Annotated in this window: 20 protein-coding genes; 14 read left to right on the forward strand and 6 right to left on the reverse strand. The window is 36.7% G+C overall.

Going from position 1 to position 17,581, the window contains the following annotated elements:
• Positions 1-2: 2 nt before the first annotated feature.
• The 5 genes from GX497_08230 (at position 3) to GX497_08250 (ending at position 4,382) form a co-directional block, all read left to right on the forward strand.
• A complete protein-coding gene (locus GX497_08230) occupies positions 3-1,187 on the forward strand; it encodes a pyridoxal phosphate-dependent aminotransferase (protein ID HHY73200.1) in 1,185 nt (394 codons plus the stop codon).
• A 78-nt stretch (positions 1,188-1,265) separates the two neighbouring features.
• A complete protein-coding gene (asnS, locus tag GX497_08235) occupies positions 1,266-2,558 on the forward strand; it encodes an asparagine--tRNA ligase (GenBank protein HHY73201.1) in 1,293 nt (430 codons plus the stop codon).
• Positions 2,559-2,650: 92 nt separating this feature from the next.
• Positions 2,651-3,352, forward strand: coding sequence for a DnaD domain-containing protein (locus tag GX497_08240; GenBank protein ID HHY73202.1), 702 nt, complete (start codon positions 2,651-2,653; stop codon positions 3,350-3,352).
• A 24-nt stretch (positions 3,353-3,376) separates the two neighbouring features.
• On the forward strand, positions 3,377-4,027 hold the full coding sequence (nth, locus tag GX497_08245) for an endonuclease III (GenBank protein ID HHY73203.1): 651 nt from the start codon (positions 3,377-3,379) through the stop codon (positions 4,025-4,027).
• A gap of 1 nt (position 4,028) precedes the next feature.
• Entirely contained in the window at positions 4,029-4,382 is a 354-nt protein-coding gene (locus GX497_08250; GenBank protein HHY73204.1) for a hypothetical protein, read from the forward strand.
• Positions 4,383-4,448: 66 nt separating this feature from the next.
• Here the strand turns inward: GX497_08250 and GX497_08255 are convergent, their stop codons facing one another.
• The gene (locus GX497_08255; GenBank protein HHY73205.1) at positions 4,449-7,007 is read right to left on the reverse strand and encodes a PBP1A family penicillin-binding protein; all 2,559 of its coding nucleotides are present in this window, start codon (positions 7,005-7,007) and stop codon (positions 4,449-4,451) included.
• A 27-nt stretch (positions 7,008-7,034) separates the two neighbouring features.
• Complete coding sequence (recU, locus tag GX497_08260; GenBank protein HHY73206.1) at positions 7,035-7,649, reverse strand: Holliday junction resolvase RecU; 615 nt, start codon at positions 7,647-7,649, stop codon at positions 7,035-7,037.
• Positions 7,650-8,091: 442 nt separating this feature from the next.
• Between recU and GX497_08265 the strand changes: the two genes are divergently transcribed.
• Positions 8,092-8,394 carry a chromosome segregation protein gene (locus tag GX497_08265; GenBank protein ID HHY73207.1) on the forward strand — a complete coding sequence of 101 codons (303 nt, stop codon included), beginning with the start codon at positions 8,092-8,094 and terminating at the stop codon, positions 8,392-8,394.
• 50 nt (positions 8,395-8,444) lie between these two features.
• On the opposite strand, the gene GX497_08270 is transcribed toward GX497_08265, so the two are convergent.
• Positions 8,445-8,606, reverse strand: coding sequence for a hypothetical protein (locus GX497_08270; GenBank protein HHY73208.1), 162 nt, complete (start codon positions 8,604-8,606; stop codon positions 8,445-8,447).
• A gap of 265 nt (positions 8,607-8,871) precedes the next feature.
• Here GX497_08270 and GX497_08275 point away from each other — a divergent pair, with 265 nt between their 5' ends.
• Positions 8,872-9,072 carry a DUF2892 domain-containing protein gene (locus tag GX497_08275; protein ID HHY73209.1) on the forward strand — a complete coding sequence of 67 codons (201 nt, stop codon included), beginning with the start codon at positions 8,872-8,874 and terminating at the stop codon, positions 9,070-9,072.
• 41 nt (positions 9,073-9,113) lie between these two features.
• Here the strand turns inward: GX497_08275 and GX497_08280 are convergent, their stop codons facing one another.
• Positions 9,114-9,500: a hypothetical protein gene (locus GX497_08280; GenBank protein HHY73210.1), complete on the reverse strand. Its 387-nt coding sequence runs from the start codon at positions 9,498-9,500 to the stop codon at positions 9,114-9,116.
• A gap of 132 nt (positions 9,501-9,632) precedes the next feature.
• Between GX497_08280 and GX497_08285 the strand changes: the two genes are divergently transcribed.
• The 3 genes from GX497_08285 to GX497_08295 all read left to right on the forward strand — a co-directional run bounded on the left by GX497_08285 (position 9,633) and on the right by GX497_08295 (position 11,516).
• Entirely contained in the window at positions 9,633-9,827 is a 195-nt protein-coding gene (locus GX497_08285; protein HHY73211.1) for an imidazoleglycerol-phosphate dehydratase, read from the forward strand.
• A 128-nt stretch (positions 9,828-9,955) separates the two neighbouring features.
• Positions 9,956-11,257 (forward strand): uracil/xanthine transporter, encoded by a 1,302-nt coding sequence (locus GX497_08290; protein ID HHY73212.1) that lies wholly within the window; start codon positions 9,956-9,958, stop codon positions 11,255-11,257.
• Between the two features lie 97 nt (positions 11,258-11,354).
• Complete coding sequence (locus GX497_08295; GenBank protein ID HHY73213.1) at positions 11,355-11,516, forward strand: hypothetical protein; 162 nt, start codon at positions 11,355-11,357, stop codon at positions 11,514-11,516.
• Between the two features lie 41 nt (positions 11,517-11,557).
• On the opposite strand, the gene GX497_08300 is transcribed toward GX497_08295, so the two are convergent.
• Positions 11,558-11,725 carry a hypothetical protein gene (locus GX497_08300; GenBank protein HHY73214.1) on the reverse strand — a complete coding sequence of 56 codons (168 nt, stop codon included), beginning with the start codon at positions 11,723-11,725 and terminating at the stop codon, positions 11,558-11,560.
• 220 nt (positions 11,726-11,945) lie between these two features.
• Here GX497_08300 and GX497_08305 point away from each other — a divergent pair, with 220 nt between their 5' ends.
• Together GX497_08305 and GX497_08310 are read left to right on the forward strand one after the other, a co-directional pair.
• Positions 11,946-13,094 carry an AbrB family transcriptional regulator gene (locus tag GX497_08305; GenBank protein ID HHY73215.1) on the forward strand — a complete coding sequence of 383 codons (1,149 nt, stop codon included), beginning with the start codon at positions 11,946-11,948 and terminating at the stop codon, positions 13,092-13,094.
• A gap of 80 nt (positions 13,095-13,174) precedes the next feature.
• Positions 13,175-13,546: a universal stress protein gene (locus tag GX497_08310; protein ID HHY73216.1), complete on the forward strand. Its 372-nt coding sequence runs from the start codon at positions 13,175-13,177 to the stop codon at positions 13,544-13,546.
• Between the two features lie 104 nt (positions 13,547-13,650).
• Here GX497_08310 and GX497_08315 read toward each other — a convergent pair whose 3' ends face one another.
• The gene (locus tag GX497_08315) at positions 13,651-14,457 is read right to left on the reverse strand and encodes a YhfC family intramembrane metalloprotease (GenBank protein HHY73217.1); all 807 of its coding nucleotides are present in this window, start codon (positions 14,455-14,457) and stop codon (positions 13,651-13,653) included.
• Positions 14,458-14,886: 429 nt separating this feature from the next.
• Here GX497_08315 and GX497_08320 point away from each other — a divergent pair, with 429 nt between their 5' ends.
• Together GX497_08320 and tnpA are read left to right on the forward strand one after the other, a co-directional pair.
• Positions 14,887-16,491, forward strand: a complete 1,605-nt coding sequence (locus GX497_08320) for a diguanylate cyclase (protein HHY73218.1) — start codon at positions 14,887-14,889, stop codon at positions 16,489-16,491.
• 475 nt (positions 16,492-16,966) lie between these two features.
• Positions 16,967-17,386, forward strand: a complete 420-nt coding sequence (gene tnpA / locus GX497_08325) for an IS200/IS605 family transposase (protein ID HHY73219.1) — start codon at positions 16,967-16,969, stop codon at positions 17,384-17,386.
• Positions 17,387-17,581: the final 195 nt, after the last annotated feature.

The following is a 17,581-nucleotide window of genomic DNA, read 5'->3' on the forward strand; positions in this document are numbered from 1 at the left end:
CAATGGAATTAGCAAATCGAGTATCATCATTAACACCATCCACTACACTTGAAATTACAGCAAAGGCTAAAGCGTTAAAAGATGCCGGTTATGATGTGATCGGACTCGGTGCAGGTGAGCCTGATTTTAATACACCACAACATATTATTGATGCTGCTGTAAAAGCAATGAATGAAGGACTTACAAAATATACACCATCAGGTGGCTTAGCCGCGCTAAAGGATGCTATTATTGATAAATTTAAACAAGATCAAGGACTTACATTTACCCAAAACGAAATCATTGTTTGTGTCGGAGCAAAGCATGCCTTATATACATTATTCCAAGTCATCATTAATCCTGGAGATGAAGTGATTATCCCAACACCTTATTGGGTTAGCTATCCAGAGTTTGTGAAATTAGCTGAAGGTACACCTGTATTTGTTGAAGGAAAAGAAGCGAATAATTTCAAAATTACGCCAGAGCAACTAAAAGCAGCGATAACACCGAAAACAAAAGCACTAGTGATTAACTCTCCAAGTAACCCAACTGGGATGCTTTATACAGCCGAAGAGTTAAAAGCATTAGGAGAAGTATGTCTTGAAAACGATATTCTCATTATTTCTGACGAAATTTATGAGAAGTTAATCTATGGTGATAATAAACATGTTTCCGTTGCCGAACTTTCACCAGAGCTAAAAAATCAAACGATAATAATCAATGGTGTGTCAAAATCACATTCAATGACTGGGTGGCGAATTGGCTATGCGGCCGGTGACAGCAAGATTATTAAAGCGATGACAAATTTAGCTAGCCATAGTACATCAAATCCAACATCAATTGCTCAATATGCGACAATTGCTGCTTACACTGGTTCACAAGAGCCAGTTGCTGTGATGAAGCAAGCCTTTGAAGAACGTTTAAATAAAACGTATGAGAAATTAATTGAAATTCCTGGGTTTACATGTATCAAGCCGCAAGGTGCCTTCTATTTATTCCCGAATGCAAAGAAGGCTGCTGAAATGACAGGCTATGAAGATGTTGATGCATGGGTTAAAGCATTATTAGAAGAAGAAAAGGTGGCATTAGTGCCTGGTTCTGGCTTTGGTGCTCCAGAAAATGTTCGTTTATCTTATGCAACATCATTGGATTTACTTGAGGGGGCTATCGCCAGAATAAAACGCTTTATGGAAAATAAACTAAAATAAGATTAAAGTAAGGCGGTGTAAAATTACTCCGCCTCTTTTTCAATGTACGAACTTTCGGAATAGTAGGAGGTATGGAAAGTGAAAACAACGATTTCCAAAGTAAGCGATTACGTTGGCCAAGATGTTACGATTGGTGCTTGGTTAGCGAATAAGCGTTCAAGTGGTAAAATCGCCTTTTTACAACTAAGGGATGGAACTGGCTTCATACAGGGTGTTGTCGTTAAAGAGGAAGATGAGGAAGTTGTATTTCAGAAAGTGAAAGCAATTACCCAAGAAACCTCCATATGGGTAACAGGAACCGTTCTTGAAGATGAACGTTCCCCGTTCGGCTATGAATTGGCAGTTAAAAATATTGAAGTGATTCATGAGTCAGTTGACTATCCGATTACACCGAAGGAGCATGGTGTTGAATTTTTAATGGACCATCGCCATCTTTGGCTGCGCTCAAAGCGGCAACATGCGATTATGAAGATTCGAAATGAAATCATTCGCGCTACTTATGAATTTTTCAATGAAAATGGCTTTGTCAAAGTAGATCCGCCAATATTAACCGGTACTTCAGCAGAAGGCGGGAGCGAATTGTTCCATACAAAATATTTTGATGAAGATGCCTATCTTTCACAGAGCGGCCAGCTTTATATGGAAGCGGCGGCAATGGCTCTAGGAAAGGTATTTTCCTTTGGGCCAACCTTTCGGGCTGAAAAATCAAAAACGAAAAGACATTTGATTGAATTCTGGATGATTGAACCTGAAATGGCTTTTGTAGATCATGATGAAAATCTTGAAATTCAAGAGCAATATGTCAGCTTTATTGTTCAATCTGTGTTAAAAAATTGTGGATTAGAGCTGAATGCGCTCGGCCGTGACCTTTCAAAGCTAGAAAATGTTAAAGCGCCATTTCCGCGAATTACGTATGATGCAGCCATCGAATTGTTAAAGAAAAAAGGTTTTAACGATATTGAATGGGGTGAAGACTTCGGTGCCCCTCATGAAGTTGCCATTGCCGAGGAATTTGATAAACCAGTATTTATTACTCATTATCCTGCGAAAATTAAAGCTTTCTATATGAAGCCTGATCCTCATCGTCCTGATGTCGTCCTATGTGCAGATTTAATTGCGCCTGAAGGTTATGGAGAAATTATCGGTGGCTCACAGCGCATTGATGATTTACAATTGATGAAAGAGCGATATGAGGAGCATCATCTTACCGGCGGAGCATACGAATGGTACCTCGATTTGCGTAAATACGGTTCTGTACCCCATTCCGGCTTTGGGCTCGGCCTTGAACGGACTGTTGCGTGGATTACTGGGGCGGAGCATGTTCGTGAAACAATCCCATTCCCGCGCCTATTAAATCGTTTATACCCGTAATACAGGAAAAGCTGACCAACTGCGGTCAGCTTTTTAAAATTAAACATTTAAGAAAATAGACATGTTATAATAGTTGTTGAGGTGTTAACCAAATGAAAAAAGACAAAATGATTGATTGGTTGGCTGAGGGGAATATTGCAATACCTAAACTGCTTTTACGACATTATAAAGCAATCGGCTTAAATGAGGAAGAGTTTATGTTGCTTTTACATGTCTATTCAGCGCTTGAAAGCGGCAATTCCTTTCCTACGCCAGTAGAGCTTTCAACAGGGATGAGCTGTTCCTACGAGCGCTGTATGGAAATTTTAAAATTTTTAATCCAACGCGGCTTTTTACAAATTGAAGGAAAGAATGAAAATGGAGTAATGGCCGAAGTTTATACAATACGTCCGCTTTGGGAGAAGCTTTTTGTTTTTTTAATGGGACAGGAAAAAAGCGAAGATAAGTGGGAGAATGAAAAAGCTGAAATTAATGTATATACTTTATTTGAACAAGAATTTGGACGTCCGTTGTCGCCGATGGAATGTGAAAGATTGACGATGTGGTTAGATATAGATCACCATAGCCCGCAAATCATTAAAGCTGCTTTACGCGAAGCAGTGATGAGTGGAAAGGTAAATTTTCACTATATTGATCGAATTCTTTTCGAATGGCAAAAGAAAGGCATTGAAACGATAGAACAAGCTAGGGATGAAGGAATGAGGTTTAGATCGCACCAAAGAGCAAAAACATACGCTGTTAAGCAGGAGTCGGCAACAACCTCTATTCCTATTTATAATTGGTTAGAATCGTAGTAGCAGCGAGGAGGTGGGGTTGGTATGCTAAATAAAATGCAAATAGAGCGAGTGTTGGACACAATGGGAGAAATGTTTCCACATGCCCACTGTGAATTAATTCATTCGAATCCTTTTGAACTAGTGATTGCTGTTTCTTTATCTGCTCAATGTACAGATGTCCTTGTGAATAAAGTGACGAAAACACTATTTGAAAAATATAAAAAACCAGAGGATTATTTAGCTGTTTCTTTGGAGGAATTGCAAAATGATATCCGCTCGATTGGTTTATATCGAAATAAAGCGAAAAATATTCGCAATTTGTCTGCCATTTTACTTGAACAATACGGTGCGGAAGTACCAAAGACGCGGGAAGAATTGATGAAATTGCCGGGGGTTGGCCGCAAGACGGCCAACGTTGTTATGTCAGTAGCGTTTGATGTTCCAGCCATTGCTGTTGATACACATGTAGAAAGAGTTTCGAAACGTCTTGGTATATGCAGGTGGAAGGATACTGTTTTAGAGGTTGAAGAAACACTTATGAAAAAGATTCCGAAAGAAAAATGGGGAGAAACACACCACCGGCTTATTTTCTTCGGGCGCTATCATTGCAAAGCGCAAAGGCCACAATGTGATAGTTGTCCATTATTGGACCTATGCCGTGAAGGTCAAAAACGGATGAAAAGGAGTAGCTAAGATGTCCTCTGAACTAATCGAGCAAATAGAACATCGTTTTAAGCTTTGGGACAGTGAAAGGACAAAGCTTGCCCATCTTTTCAGAAATAGAAATAAGCAAGCTGCATTCTCTCCAATGAATAAGCAAATAGTTAATTTTCTTGATTTACTAAATATCATTAATGACATGAAATTTGTAAACGGTGGCGACATCTTGGAGAATATGGAAAAGTTGGATGTAAAACCAATCAATTGTAAGGAACGATTATCATTTTTAATGGAAAGTCCTAGCCACTACCATTCCTTTATACAATTATCCGAGTTGTTTACAGAGCTTGAAAAACAATATAGGAAAAAAGTGGCTAGTACAAGATAATAGTACAGAAAAGGCACGCAATTTGCCATTACGGCGAAATAGCGTGCCTTTTTAATGTTCCTTCAATCATTGATTAAAATCGTTAAGGACTTCATCTCCATGATTATCCTCAACATTTCCATTGTTATCAAAATCAGGATTTCTAGTAGGATTTCTATTCCTATCCTCTCGCTGGTTGCTTTCGTTCCCCGGTAATCCTGGTCCCCTAGGTTCAGTAGGTTGTTCTGGATTCATAGGGTTTTCTGGCACAATTGAATCAAACAGCTTTGTTTCAATACTTACTTGAATGGCATCGCTTTTGCTCTCTGGATTTTGATCATCAATGGCAATAATTTCAAAGCGATACGTTGTGTCTGGATATGGGTCACTAATCGTTACGGACATTTCTTTTCCAGACCAATATGGGATATAATCACTTTGATTCATCGCTGCGTTAACGACAAAGGAAACACGTTCAAGTAAATTTTCATCGTACTGCCATTTCAGTACAATTTTATTTTCATCACGATTAAATGTAGTTTCAACATTTTGTACTGATGGTATTTTATCAAACTGGTCAGATACCTCTGTTGGTTCAGTACCTTTAACAAAATATTCATATACGATTTGACTGTCAGGTGTCAAAACACTTGGCATTTTTGGTGGATTGGAACCCTTAACAACAGGTACTCTAACAACACTGTTTGGTGTAACAAAATCGCTTTGTGTTTTCCCTTTAGTTACTCCACTCATCACTACTTTGAAAAGTTGTTTAGCAATGCCTGATGAGCTGCTTGAAATATAATTATTTTTACCATGTTCATTATACCCAGTCCAAACAGAAATTGTGTAGTCAGGGGAATAACCAGTAAACCACACATCTGGCATACCACCTTTAGGAATGCCGTATTTCGCCCTCGTTTTATCATCAAAGTTTGTAGAGCCTGTTTTACCAGCGATATGAACACCAGGAACATTCGCAGAACGACCTGTTCCAGATTGAACAACAGTTTTAAGCATATCGGTAATCATAAATGCTGTATAGTCTTTCATAGCCGCAACTGGTTCAGGCTTCATGTTGATTTCTCGTCCATCTGGGAAAACAACCTTTCTTATTGTATGTGGCTTTGTATAAATTCCATTATTCCCGAAGGCACTATAAGCTCCCGCTTGGTCTAATGGTGACATCCCATTAAAGCCGCCAATACTATAGGATTCGTGAATTGTATCTTCTACTTTAACACCTAGTTTTACTGCAAAGGCACGGGATTTTGCTGGGCCAACCTCTTGGAACGTTTTTAGAGCAGGAATGTTTCTGGAATCCGCTAAGGCCTCCCGTATGGACATTTGTCCTTTGTACCGACCATCCCAGTTTTTAACTGCTGGTCCCTTTGTATAACTATGTGGTTCATCAACAATTTGATGGTATGTTGACCATTGGAAATTTTCGATTGCTGGACCATAATCAAAAATCGGCTTTGCTGTTGAACCAGGCTGCCTTTTTATATCGGTTCCATAGTAAGAGGTGCTTTGATGTCTGCCGCCACCGATAGCCAGTATTTCACCATTTTTTGTATCAAGGACAACAAGCCCTGCTTGAAAACGATCATCTGGATACTTAATATAATCATTTGTATTTAACGCTTTTTCCACTAACTTCTGCGCTTCTACATCAATTGTTGTATAAACACTAACACCGCTTGATAAAACATCGAGATCTTCTATTTGTTCTAATTCCTCCAAAACTTGGTCAACGAAGGCGTCATAGGGATTCGATTTTTCCTCTTTTTTAACAATATAATCAACAACATGTGTAGCTTTCGCCTCTTCAGCTTGTTGACGGGTTATTTTACCGTGTTTTTCCATCAAAGAAAGAACGGTATTTCGTCTTTGCTCAGCTAAATCTGGGTATTTATAAGGGTCATATCCTGCTGGTCTTTGCGGCAGACCTGCTAATAACGCTGCCTCAGGTAATGTAAGATCTTTTAGGTCTTTTCCGAAATACGTTTCAGAGGCCTTGGCAACGCCATAAGAGCGATTTCCATAATTAATTTTATTTAAATACATTGTTAAGATTTGCTGTTTTGAAAATTGTGCATCTAGTTGTATCGCCAACCATTGCTCTTGTACTTTTCGCTTCATTGTTTTTTCAGATGATAAGTAGGATAACTTGACAACCTGTTGGGTAATTGTACTTGCGCCTTGGGAGCCAAAGCCATTTGTTACGTTTGCGAGAATGGCCCCGCCAATTCGCTGCAAATCTATCCCAAAATGGTCGTAAAAACGAACGTCTTCTGTTGCAAGAACTGCATCCTCTAAGATTTGTGGAATTTGATTATGGGTTATGTTCGTTCGTTTTTCATTCCCTAGTTCTGCTATTAAATCTATGTTGCGATCATAAATTCTCGTTGATTGCGGGCTTTCTAATGCTGCTACATCAAGTTTTGGAGCATCCATAATAAAGGCAAATGCCGTAATTCCAACAGCAAGCACACCGAGAAACCCGAATAAAATTATAAATGCAATCATTCGTTTTACTATTTTACGAGCAGTTGATTTCTTTTTAACATTTTTTTCTTGTTTTTTCTCTTGCCTTTTTTCTTGCAATGCTCGTTTTTCTTGTCTCGTACGATAGTTATCAGACATCGACAGGACCGCCTTTCAAACTTCCTTTTAAAAAGAATTTGTTAAAAAATAAAGCTGATCAATGATTTTGAGATAATCAATTCTAGGATTTAGACTAATCGGAACCGGAAAGCCAACATCTTCGATATATTTTTTAGGGATTGATTTTCTGCCTCCTTTTAAATGTTCGTCCCAATAAGAAAATAAATGTCTAGCTTCTAAATAAAACATTTCATCTGTATGCGAAAATCTGAGCAAAACAAAGCAAATTCCGTTTTGAGCATGTACAGCCTTCATATGATTAATTTGATGCATATGGAAATTTTGCAAAGGGAATGATGTTTTATTTTGCGTTTCCTTTGCTTCGAAGTCAATATATTTCCCTCGATAAACACCATTATAATCTGTAGTTGATTGTTGTTTAAAATATGCCTCTTTAATGACGGCTGCACTTCTTTTTGGATAATCGACTGTTACAATTTGCACAGGCGTTGGCTTTTTATGAATGACAGCAAGTCCACGGATTAAGTAATATTGGTTACTTTCATTAATATCCTCCTCAAGCGTCATCCCACGGTTACTATAGGACATTTTTTTTACAGCTGATGCCGTCTTTTTTTGAGTTGGTACAAATGCTTGCCCATTTGGATAGCGAATCATCATTTTTTCAGATCCTCTCAAAATAGCTCCTCTAAAATATTAAATATAGCATATTTTATTGATTTTGGCACTTATGAATTACGTAATGTAAAGGATATACGAAAAGGTGAAAATGCGGGGGAAAATAAAAACGCTTGGAAAAATACTTCCAAACGTTTTTACATGCTATTCTGCTGGGCTATTCGGTCCTTCCAGTTTTTTATCGCCATAGCCAGTTTTCGTTTCTTCTTTGGCAGCACCATTTTTTCCCTTTTGCTTTTTTTCTTTCGCCACCATGAACAACTCCTTATTAGTAGTTTAGTCTTTACTATATTTTTTGTTTAGATGAAAAAAATTATGCATTTCCACTACTTTTGCCGAATCAAAACTAGTTTTGTCAACTCGGAAGGGACTGCCAAAAATATCACGAATTAAACAAAAAAAGGATAATCGGGAGGGATTTTTGATGGGTGTTAATAATCATGATGACAAAGCGATTCGCAATGCTAAGGAGGAACGGTTTGAAAGTCTTTTATCAAAATTAGATGAAATTGAAAGACAGCTATCACAAAAAGCGGATGACATTGTTTCGTTTCAAGTGTTACACCACCGCAATGAATTAGAAGAACTTGAGACAAGACTAAGCTACATTGAAATGAAGTTGGACATACTATCACAAACTGATGAAAGTGAAATTGAGGTTGTAAAAAGCAGCAAGCTGCAAAAAAAACCTTTAATGAATAAAATCGCTAGCATTTTTACTTTATAAGAAATGGCAGCGACTTCCGCTATTTTAGCGGAAAGTCGCGTCTTTCGAAATTAATACTCGATTTCATCATAGTCTTTCGGTTGAGGAACCGGTTGCAGCTGCTGAAAATCGAAATTTCTTTCGGTTAACTCCGCGGCAAACTCCAATTCATTGTGAACAGAATGCGGTTGGTACGATTTCTTACGTTTTATTTGATAACGTGGGTTTGGCATTGATTGTGCACCTCTTATTTAGCCCTTATTTTCCTTTTGAAGTTTATTATTTATTGGTTCCACCGAAAATTCTGCATTGTTTGTGGCGTATTTTGGCACTTGACTTTCATGTCCTTTCTTTTTATGGTTAAATGCTTTTCCTCTTCCCATTAGTTGATCACTCCTTCTTAAAATTCACTCTTTATTAATATTTGATAATTTGTCATATTTTCATACAAAAAACTGCTGTAAAATAGTGTAAAGTATACGGTAGGGGGTGATTTTGGTGAAGGCTAATATCGGATCAATAGACAGGGTAGTAAGAATTGTTTTAGGAATTGCATTATTGTCCTTGCTTTTTGTTTTAGACGGCGGTGTAAAATACATTGGTTTAGTCGGAATTGTGTTACTATTTACTGCATTTATTAAGTTTTGTCCTTTATATCCAATTTTTAAGATTAACACGAATAAGTCAGCAAAAATGTAAGTTTAAAAGGTCAACTCGTTATTGAGTTGACCTTTTAGTTATTAATAGGCATTTCTAAGCTGTAAAAAAGTGAAGCGGATTACAGTTCGCAAAATACGTCTCATTTGGTTGGCTGAGAGGCGGTATGCCCGAAATAGATAGGTTAGCCACGGAATTTGTTTTAGCATATTTTCATATAGGCTATTCGTTCTATTAAGCAATGTCCCAGTGTACTGATTAGCATTCGTTAATGTATATTGAATTACGCTCCTGTTAATATAGGTAATCAATTCTCCATCCATTCCGCTTGTTTCAAGTTCATTTATCAAATCTGGATGCTCTCCACGGAACGCACTATAAATACGATTCACTACATCTTGTTGTTGGCGGTAATAATAATGATAATCAATTTGATATTGATTATATGGTACAGGTTGATACGAATACATCGATAATCCCTCCAAGAATACATAGGTCTTTAAAGTATTCTATGAGAAAACAATGATTGTGTTATTAATCCAATTAATAAATTCCTTACTGTATTTGAATGAAATGATTCACTCTAACTTAAACTATAAAAGATGAACGAAGAAGGAGTGAGAATTTTGACAACGAAGCGGAATGCTACTTTTGGCAGCAAAAATCAAAGCTCGCCAGAGCTTGGAACGAATGATGTCATGCATGGAGTGGAGATGGAAAGCGGCAATAATAATAAAGGGAAAGAATATCGTTCAAAAATAGGAAGTAAATCAAAAAAACTTCATCATGAATCGTAAAAAAGGCTGCCTCCTACATTGATTTATCGTGGGGGGCAGCTATTTTTATTGAGGAAAAGTTTTGAATATTGTAATATAATTTTGAATTCAGCTTAGATATTCTACTATTTCAGGGGGCGTACTTGATTATGAAAGTAGGGGGAAATATTACATTTAATTGGACAACTGGTTTTGCTTCATTACAATGGCTTTTCTTTATTTTTGCAAACACTGTAGTTGTCCCTATTTCGGTTGGCACAGCTTTTGACCTCCCAAGCGATGTGATTGCTTCGATGCTAAGAAGTTCATTACTATTCACGGGGATTGCGTGTGTACTGCAAGGTTATTTCGGTCATCGTTATCCATTGATGGAAGGACATACTGGTGTTATGTGGGGGCTAGTGCTTAATTTATCTTTATCAGCTTCTGCTCTCGGCATGAGTTATACTGATATCGGCGGTGGAATTGCCACAGGAATGCTGTTAGCCGGGATCATTACGATAATATTAGTGAAGTTAAATCTTATCTTCTTTCTTCACAAAATTTTTACACCGATGGTCATGAGTGCTTATTTATTTTTGTTGACATTTCAGCTTATACTCATTTTTTTCAAAGGAATGCTAAAGATTACTCCAGAAGGGACGCTTGATTTACCAGTTAGTTTATTGTCAATTGGCATCGTAATTTTAGTAAGTTTATTAAAAATTAAAGGAAATAATATTATTGGAAATTTTTCAATTCTAATTGGAATGATTGTTGGCTGGGTCGTTTATGTCATTTTTTTTCCTACAGAAGCCTCTACCACAAGCCAAGGTGCTTCTTTCATTGAAATTTTCCCATTAGGAACGCCTAATTTAAATTTCGGTATCGTGATGATTACTTTTTTGGCAAGTATTATCAATTTAAGCAACACGATTGCTTCTGTTCAATCAGCTGCTAAGTTGTTTAATGAAAGAGCGACGGAAAGACAGTTTAAAAGCTCATATTTGCTAACAGGATCTTATTCGATTATAGCTGCTGTATTAGGTCTTATATCTTATGCACCCTTTGCATCTTCTATCGGTTTTTTGGAAAGTACGCGAATTTTTGACCGTAAACCTTTTTTAATTGGTGGAGGGTCGATGATTTTGCTTGGAATTATTCCTTTTCTTGGAAGATTACTTGCGACAATGCCGATAACGGTTGGTAATGCCGTTTTATTTGTTGCCTATTTGCAGTTATTCGGAACTTCATTAAAAAGTTTGAACGGATATGTTTTCAATTCGAAATCCATTTATCGTTTAGCAGCCCCAGTTTTGATTGGAATCAGTATTATGAATATGAACAGTCATCTTTTTAATAATTTACCACCTATTCTTCAGCCATTAATCTCTAATGGTTTTGTCGTTGGAGTTGTCGTTGCCATCATCCTTGAAAAAATTATTAAGTGGGATGATGTTGTTGAAGCTTAAGGTGGAATAAAGGATTTACAATAAAGGATCATCTCTGTATGAACATTTCCGAAAAAGAACAAACTAAAAAAAATGTTCTTAAAAGGAGATGATCGATGTGAATGAAAAGCTTTTAGCTTGGCAAACGCAACTAGAAACGGAAAGGGAAGCCCTTATACAACTTCAAGGCAGTGGTGATTTCACAGATGAACATGCCGGAAGACTGTTAAATATAGAATCAATGCTTGATCAAATCGCCATCAATCAATTTTTAAGCTAAAAAAAGCGTAAGGCCTTAAACTAAGGCCGTTACGCTTTTCTTCATTGGTTATCATAACGCTGGCGGGCAGCATGCTCAGAAGCATTGACTTGTTTGCTGAAAGTTGCTTCTGCATATTCATTTCCAAATTCTTCAGCAAGCACATCTAATGGTGCCGCACTTTTCTTTTTGTCAAAGACTTCGCGCTTCTTTTTTTGCTTTGTCATCATCATGCCCTCCTAGTACTTTGATATAAAAACTTACATTACATATGGTCACCTTAAATGAAAGAATTATTATATGCAAATTTTTGCATTTGGAGAGCGTAATATTCTGAGAATTATAAAAATGAATGAAGTGTGTTATATTTATCGTAATGGTTATATAATTGAAGCTCTATAATGTGATGAAGTTTTATAATATGACAATGGGGCGAAAGAAGGAATGGCAATGAAAGAGAAAACATCGGTTTTATTATCCCAGGGCTCGTTCATTTTTTTATGCGGAATGGGAGGCTTATTGCTTTCATTGTTTGGCATATCAATCGGCTGGATGATTGGTTCCTTAGTTGCTGCCTCTATCCTATCATTATCGCAACCTAAAAGATTAGCAATCTGCATAAAAAAAGGAATAGATCGACGTTGGTTTCTAGCTGGTCAATATTTACTTGGTATTGAACTTGGCAGAAATGTCAATATGGCGGTTATGTCAGTCTTTCAAGATAACTGGCTCACTGTTATCATTGTTCTTCTTTCATCAGTTCTTTTCGCGCTAGGTACAGGGTGGCTATTATATCGGTATAGCAGTGTCGATGCGTTAACAAGTTTACTAGCTACAGCCCCTGGTGGGATTGCAACGATGCCGACAATCGCTGAAGAAGTTAAAGCCAATATCGGTGTTGTGAGCGCTGTTCAAACGATTCGCGTTTTTTCAGTCGTTACGATTATTCCAGTTGTGCTTTTTTTATTTCTTCAAGGGAATGAACAAAAAATAAATCTAGCAAGTAATGGCGCTGTAAGTAGTAGTACGATTCAATTTGAGTGGCCCCAGTTTTTGTGGACTTTTCCGATTTTGCTAGTGGCATTCGTCGGTGTTTGGATTGGTAAGCGAATCAAGCTACCGGCTCCTTGGGTCTTGGGAAGTCTAGTCGGTGTTATTTTGGTAGAAATGCTTTCATTAGGTTTCGTAAATCATGTCGTTACATTTTGGTGGCCACACCCGATTGTTGTAATTGGACAAATTTTAATCGGAGCAAGTATTGGGTCGCGTTTCCAAAAAAGTATGTTTATCGGTTTAAAACGCATTTTAATCGTCGGTACAATCGGAACACTTTTATTAATTTCAGCGATGTTTTTATGTGCTTATATCGTTTCTGTAACGACTGGAATTTCTTTAGTTACGTCAGTATTGGCATTTGCTCCAGGTGGCGTTGTTGAAATGTCAACGGCCGCTGTCTTATTGCATGCTGATTCAACCTTTGTCGTTGCTGTACAAACATTGCGAATTGTTGTAGTTATTTTGCTTTTGCCGCCATTTATTAAATTTGTCCATCAAAGGAATGCAGTTGAAAAAGAAAAGGTGAAAACAAGTAGCATGTGAAAATGGCAGTACAGTTGTATCCAACCAATGGTTAATATGGTATAATTTTCACATCATACGACAAAAGGGAGTCGAAAAAAATGAGTAAAATAATTGTTCCTGTCGACGGCTCACAAATTGCCGATAAAGCCCTTGAATTTGCGATTTCAATGGCAAAAGCTTATGGTGATGAAATCCGCTTACTAAATATTCAACCAAATCTCCAAATTTTAGGTGAAGGAATCATTAAGGATGCTGCTGCAACTTTAGAACGTGAACAAATATCCTATACATCAACTATCAGAGTTGGTACACCTGCAATGGAAATTATCACGGAAGCAAAAGACAAAGATGTGCGCTGTATCGTGATGGGAACAAAAGGCTCAGGAAATGCTGTAAGTGGAAAGCTTGGAAGTGTAAGCCAAGCAACGTTATCAATGGCTCCATGTCCGATTTTATTTATTCCAGTTTAATAGAAATAAGCAGTTAAAGTAAGAATCCCCTTTTAGGGGATTTTTTACTTTAAGTGTGCTATTCCAAGCTGATTTTGTGTACGTCGGATAGAAGACTTTTCCTCTTATTTTTTAGAAGTACTAACGTCTAATGAAACTTTAAAAAGCTTTTTTGACTTCATAATAAAAATAATTGCTGCTATACCTAATAATGCGATAATAGATTCGATAACCCAAATTTGCTGGATCATACCATTTTGGTACATAGCGGGAACAAAATTTACGATTGCGTGTAATCCAATTGCGTATATCACATATATATAGCGGCCTTCTCTAACAGCCAATAAGACGAGCAATGATAAAGCAATATGAATGAATAGTGCTGGTATTCGTTCAAATCCACCTAAAACATACAGGCTGAAAGTAGTGTTCAGCAATTGTTCCTTAATGAAAGCGAGTTGTTCAGGCGGGACAGAAGCACCAACCGTTTGCTCTAACGTTCCAGAATTGATTAGTCTAACAAACATAAGGGAACTCATCCCAGCGAAAACACTTACCAGCATTGCTTCAATAGCACCGTACCCTAAGCCAAACGATAGTCCATCTTTATATTCCCATCTTTTCTTATTTAAAAATCTAAATCCAACAAATCGTCCAACTTCTCCGAAAACCCCTGCAGCTAATGCACCGTAGATAATATAGGCTGTACTACTATCTGTCCATTTCAAAGAAGGTCCAGATGGATCAATAACAAATAGGTGAAAGGTTTTTTCGAGTATTTGAGTAAAAAGCATGAAAATAACAATTCCAAGCCCCAGTGATTTCCACGATAATGATTTTTTTAGTGCAAGATAAGCAAATATGGCTAGAGGGGCTAATATTGCAATTAATATTTGGATTACCATCCCTGTTATTTGTAATTTTGTTACCATTTACCACTCCCCCTTAATTATATGTAGCCTCTCCGCGAAAAAAGCCACACCTGCCAAAACGGTGGCTGATGTGACTTTTTATCAACACTCCCTATTAAAACGGTCACTAGAAGTAAAAACTACTATATAATATAAATTTAATATAAAAAATCAATAGTTGTCAAGAGGTTGCGGAATATTGAGACACTCGGTATGTCTTGCTTTACATTTTTTATATCTTGCTGTATGTTTTGTATGTTATGTTGAATGGGGTGTAATGCCTTTGTGACTACTGATTCCGATATAGTTTGTAAATCACAGTTTATCGAATTTCCCCTTTCAACATGTAGTAAGAATATTTCTATATATAGTAAATTTTAAGTCGATAGAGTAAAAAATGACAAATTGATAGTTTGTATAATGTATACAGGTCTTCTGGGGGATTTTTAAATGCAAAGTAGAAGTAATAAAATAACACTAAAACACTTAATTATAGCGGTCATAGCATTGGCCTTTCTTTTATCTAGTGTTAGTAGTATTTTGAGTAGTTATCAAGGGAATATCAAGTTATTAAAAGAACAATCGCTAGAAACGAATCGAGTATATGCTCTTAAACTTTCCCAAATGGTTGATTTGTACTTAAAAAGCTCTTTACAAATACTGGAGTTTAGTGCTGCGAATGTTGCAGATAGCATGGATAATGAAGAAGTATTATTTAATGAAGTGAATCGATTACAGTTGCAAGAAACAACGTTTAATTCTGTGGTGATTGCAGATACTGAAGGTTTAATACTCGCGGGAGCGCCAGAAAAATATGCCCTTAAAGGAAAAAGAATCACATCCACAGAAGGAGTAGAAGTCATTAAAAATCAGAAACCGTCTATCTCAAACCCTTACAAAGCAGCGACGGGGAGAATGATCATCACTCTTTCATACCCTATTTTTTCAAAAGCCGGTGAATATGAAGGGTTAATCAATGGTACAATTTACCTGCATGATTCAAATTTCTTTCATACTATATTAGGGAAACATTACTATACAGACGGTTCTTATGTATTTGTAGTGGATTCAGACGGTCGTATTATCTACCATCAAAATCAAGAGCGTGTAAATGAAGTTGTATCCAATAATGAAGTGGTAAAGCATCTTATGAACGGTGAAAGTGGTGCACAATCTGTGATAAACACACTTGGTGTGAAAATGCTCGCAGGTTATAGTCCAATAAAAATTACAAATTGGGGAGTAATTGCACAAACACCCCAATCAGTGGCCATTAAGTCTGTGGGAAAACAAGTATTGAATATGTTCTTAACGGAACTCCCATTAATAATTCTTTCGATGATTATCGTTATTATAGTTGCAGGGAAAATAGTAAAACCATTACAAAGTCTTGTGAAAATTACAGAAGATAGTATACAAGAAAGTGAAATGAAAAAATTAAAGCAATTAAAGGTTTGGTATTATGAAGCGTTTCAAATAAAAAATGCACTCATTCAAAGTTTTTCTTTCTTGCATGGTCAGGTGAATTTGTTTATGGACAAATCTACTATAGACCCGCTGACAGATTTAACAAATAGGAGAACACTTGATGAAATATTACAAAAATGGACATCAAGAGAAAAAGAGTTTTCTGTGATTATGTTAGATATAGACCATTTTAAAAATGTTAATGACACATTCGGGCATGCAGTTGGAGATAAAGTATTAAAGTATTTAGCAAAGCATATGAAAAGAGCTGCGCGTGAGCAAGACATTTGTTGCCGCTTCGGTGGAGAAGAGTTTATTATTTTGCTACCCGAGACAACCGCACAAGATGCCTATACGATTGCTGAACATCTCCGCCAAACCTTAGAAAAAACAGATAGTCCTTGTGGTCGTCCTATTACATTTTCAGCTGGTGTTGGCTCATTCCCTGAAATAGCCACTAATTTCACAGACCTATTAGAATTAGTGGACAAAGCCTTATATGAAGCGAAAAGAACCGGACGTAACCGTATTATTATAGCTAATCGAATAAACGAAGGAATTACTTCACGAGAGCTAGTACTTAAGTAGTGATATTATCAAAAAAATGGACAGGTGGGGTACAATCCTCGACCATCTCATGATTTACAAGAGAGTATGACTCAAATTGTATCGCTATGGCATAACATCGAGGATTATATTGTATCGGCAGTTATAAAAGCGATAAAACAATAAAAGAATTTGAAAGCCGCTTATCTAAATGATTCCGGCTTTTTCTTGTTCGTTTAACCCATAGCTAATTAAAAGAGGGTTAGGTAGAGGTATTCCATTATTAGTGTTAGGAACACTAAGCAATACAATTCGAATTCATCCAGAGATTAGTCAGGGGTTTAAATGTTTTTAGCTTTAAAATAATGAGATATTTTAGGATAAAACGGTCAGAATCCTCCGCATTTCAATTGGGAGAGGAATGACCGCTTTCTTTGTATAATCTAAGTAACTACCTGTATTAAATAGAAGTATTGGTATTATTGATTGTCTACTAATAATACTATATACTATATGTATGAAAAATAAATCGAATCTTAAACACGCTAGAACTTGTGTATATAACGTTAATTATCACATTGTATGGTCAGTGAAATATCGAAGAAAAGTTTTAACAAATCAAATTGAAAGTTATCTGAAAGACCTTTTTCAAGAAATTGCAAAGGAAAAAGAATTTGAAGTTGTGATGATGGAGGTGGTTGACCAAGATCATATTCATGTTTTTGCATCTGCCCATCCAAAGATAGCGCCTTCTTATATCGTAAAAATGTTAAAAGGTATATCGGGAAGGAAACTCTTTTTGCAATTCCCTGAAATCAAACAAAAATTATGGAAAGGACATTTATGGAATAGTAGCTTTTATCTCGAAACCGTTGGTTCCATCAGTGAGGATGGAATCAAAAAATATATTGAAAATCAATCGAGAGGTGGTGAATAAGGTTGCTTCGTGCTTCTTATTTTGTATGTAAACCAAATAAGGAAACCAACATTATTTTATCGCAGTTGGGATATGCAGCAAGAAAGTTGTGGAATGTAGGCAACTACGAAAAAAGAAACTGGACAAAAGATAGTGACAAGCCGTTTCCAAATTGGTACGAACAGAAAAAGAGGTTAAAAGACCATTTTTGGTATA

The sequence above is a fragment of the Bacillus sp. (in: firmicutes) genome (assembly GCA_012842745.1).
Taxonomy (GTDB): Bacteria; Bacillota; Bacilli; order Bacillales; family Bacillaceae_J; genus Schinkia.

Bases quoted from the DNA above. Each gene is read 5' to 3' on its own strand.
- GX497_08230 (HHY73200.1), top strand. From the start codon at position 3: ATGGAATTAGCAAATCGAGTATCATCATTAACACCATCCACTACACTT.
- GX497_08240 (HHY73202.1), top strand. From the start codon at position 2,651: ATGAAAAAAGACAAAATGATTGATTGGTTGGCTGAGGGGAATATTGCA.
- nth (HHY73203.1), top strand. From the start codon at position 3,377: ATGCTAAATAAAATGCAAATAGAGCGAGTGTTGGACACAATGGGAGAA.
- GX497_08250 (HHY73204.1), top strand. From the start codon at position 4,029: ATGTCCTCTGAACTAATCGAGCAAATAGAACATCGTTTTAAGCTTTGG.
- GX497_08255 (HHY73205.1), bottom strand. From the start codon at position 7,007: ATGTCTGATAACTATCGTACGAGACAAGAAAAACGAGCATTGCAAGAA.
- recU (HHY73206.1), bottom strand. From the start codon at position 7,649: ATGATGATTCGCTATCCAAATGGGCAAGCATTTGTACCAACTCAAAAA.
- GX497_08265 (HHY73207.1), top strand. From the start codon at position 8,092: ATGGGTGTTAATAATCATGATGACAAAGCGATTCGCAATGCTAAGGAG.
- GX497_08270 (HHY73208.1), bottom strand. From the start codon at position 8,606: ATGCCAAACCCACGTTATCAAATAAAACGTAAGAAATCGTACCAACCG.
- GX497_08280 (HHY73210.1), bottom strand. From the start codon at position 9,500: ATGTATTCGTATCAACCTGTACCATATAATCAATATCAAATTGATTAT.
- GX497_08285 (HHY73211.1), top strand. From the start codon at position 9,633: ATGAACGAAGAAGGAGTGAGAATTTTGACAACGAAGCGGAATGCTACT.
- GX497_08290 (HHY73212.1), top strand. From the start codon at position 9,956: ATGAAAGTAGGGGGAAATATTACATTTAATTGGACAACTGGTTTTGCT.
- GX497_08300 (HHY73214.1), bottom strand. From the start codon at position 11,725: ATGATGACAAAGCAAAAAAAGAAGCGCGAAGTCTTTGACAAAAAGAAA.
- GX497_08305 (HHY73215.1), top strand. From the start codon at position 11,946: ATGAAAGAGAAAACATCGGTTTTATTATCCCAGGGCTCGTTCATTTTT.
- GX497_08310 (HHY73216.1), top strand. From the start codon at position 13,175: ATGAGTAAAATAATTGTTCCTGTCGACGGCTCACAAATTGCCGATAAA.
- GX497_08315 (HHY73217.1), bottom strand. From the start codon at position 14,457: ATGGTAACAAAATTACAAATAACAGGGATGGTAATCCAAATATTAATT.
- GX497_08320 (HHY73218.1), top strand. From the start codon at position 14,887: ATGCAAAGTAGAAGTAATAAAATAACACTAAAACACTTAATTATAGCG.
- tnpA (HHY73219.1), top strand. From the start codon at position 16,967: ATGAAAAATAAATCGAATCTTAAACACGCTAGAACTTGTGTATATAAC.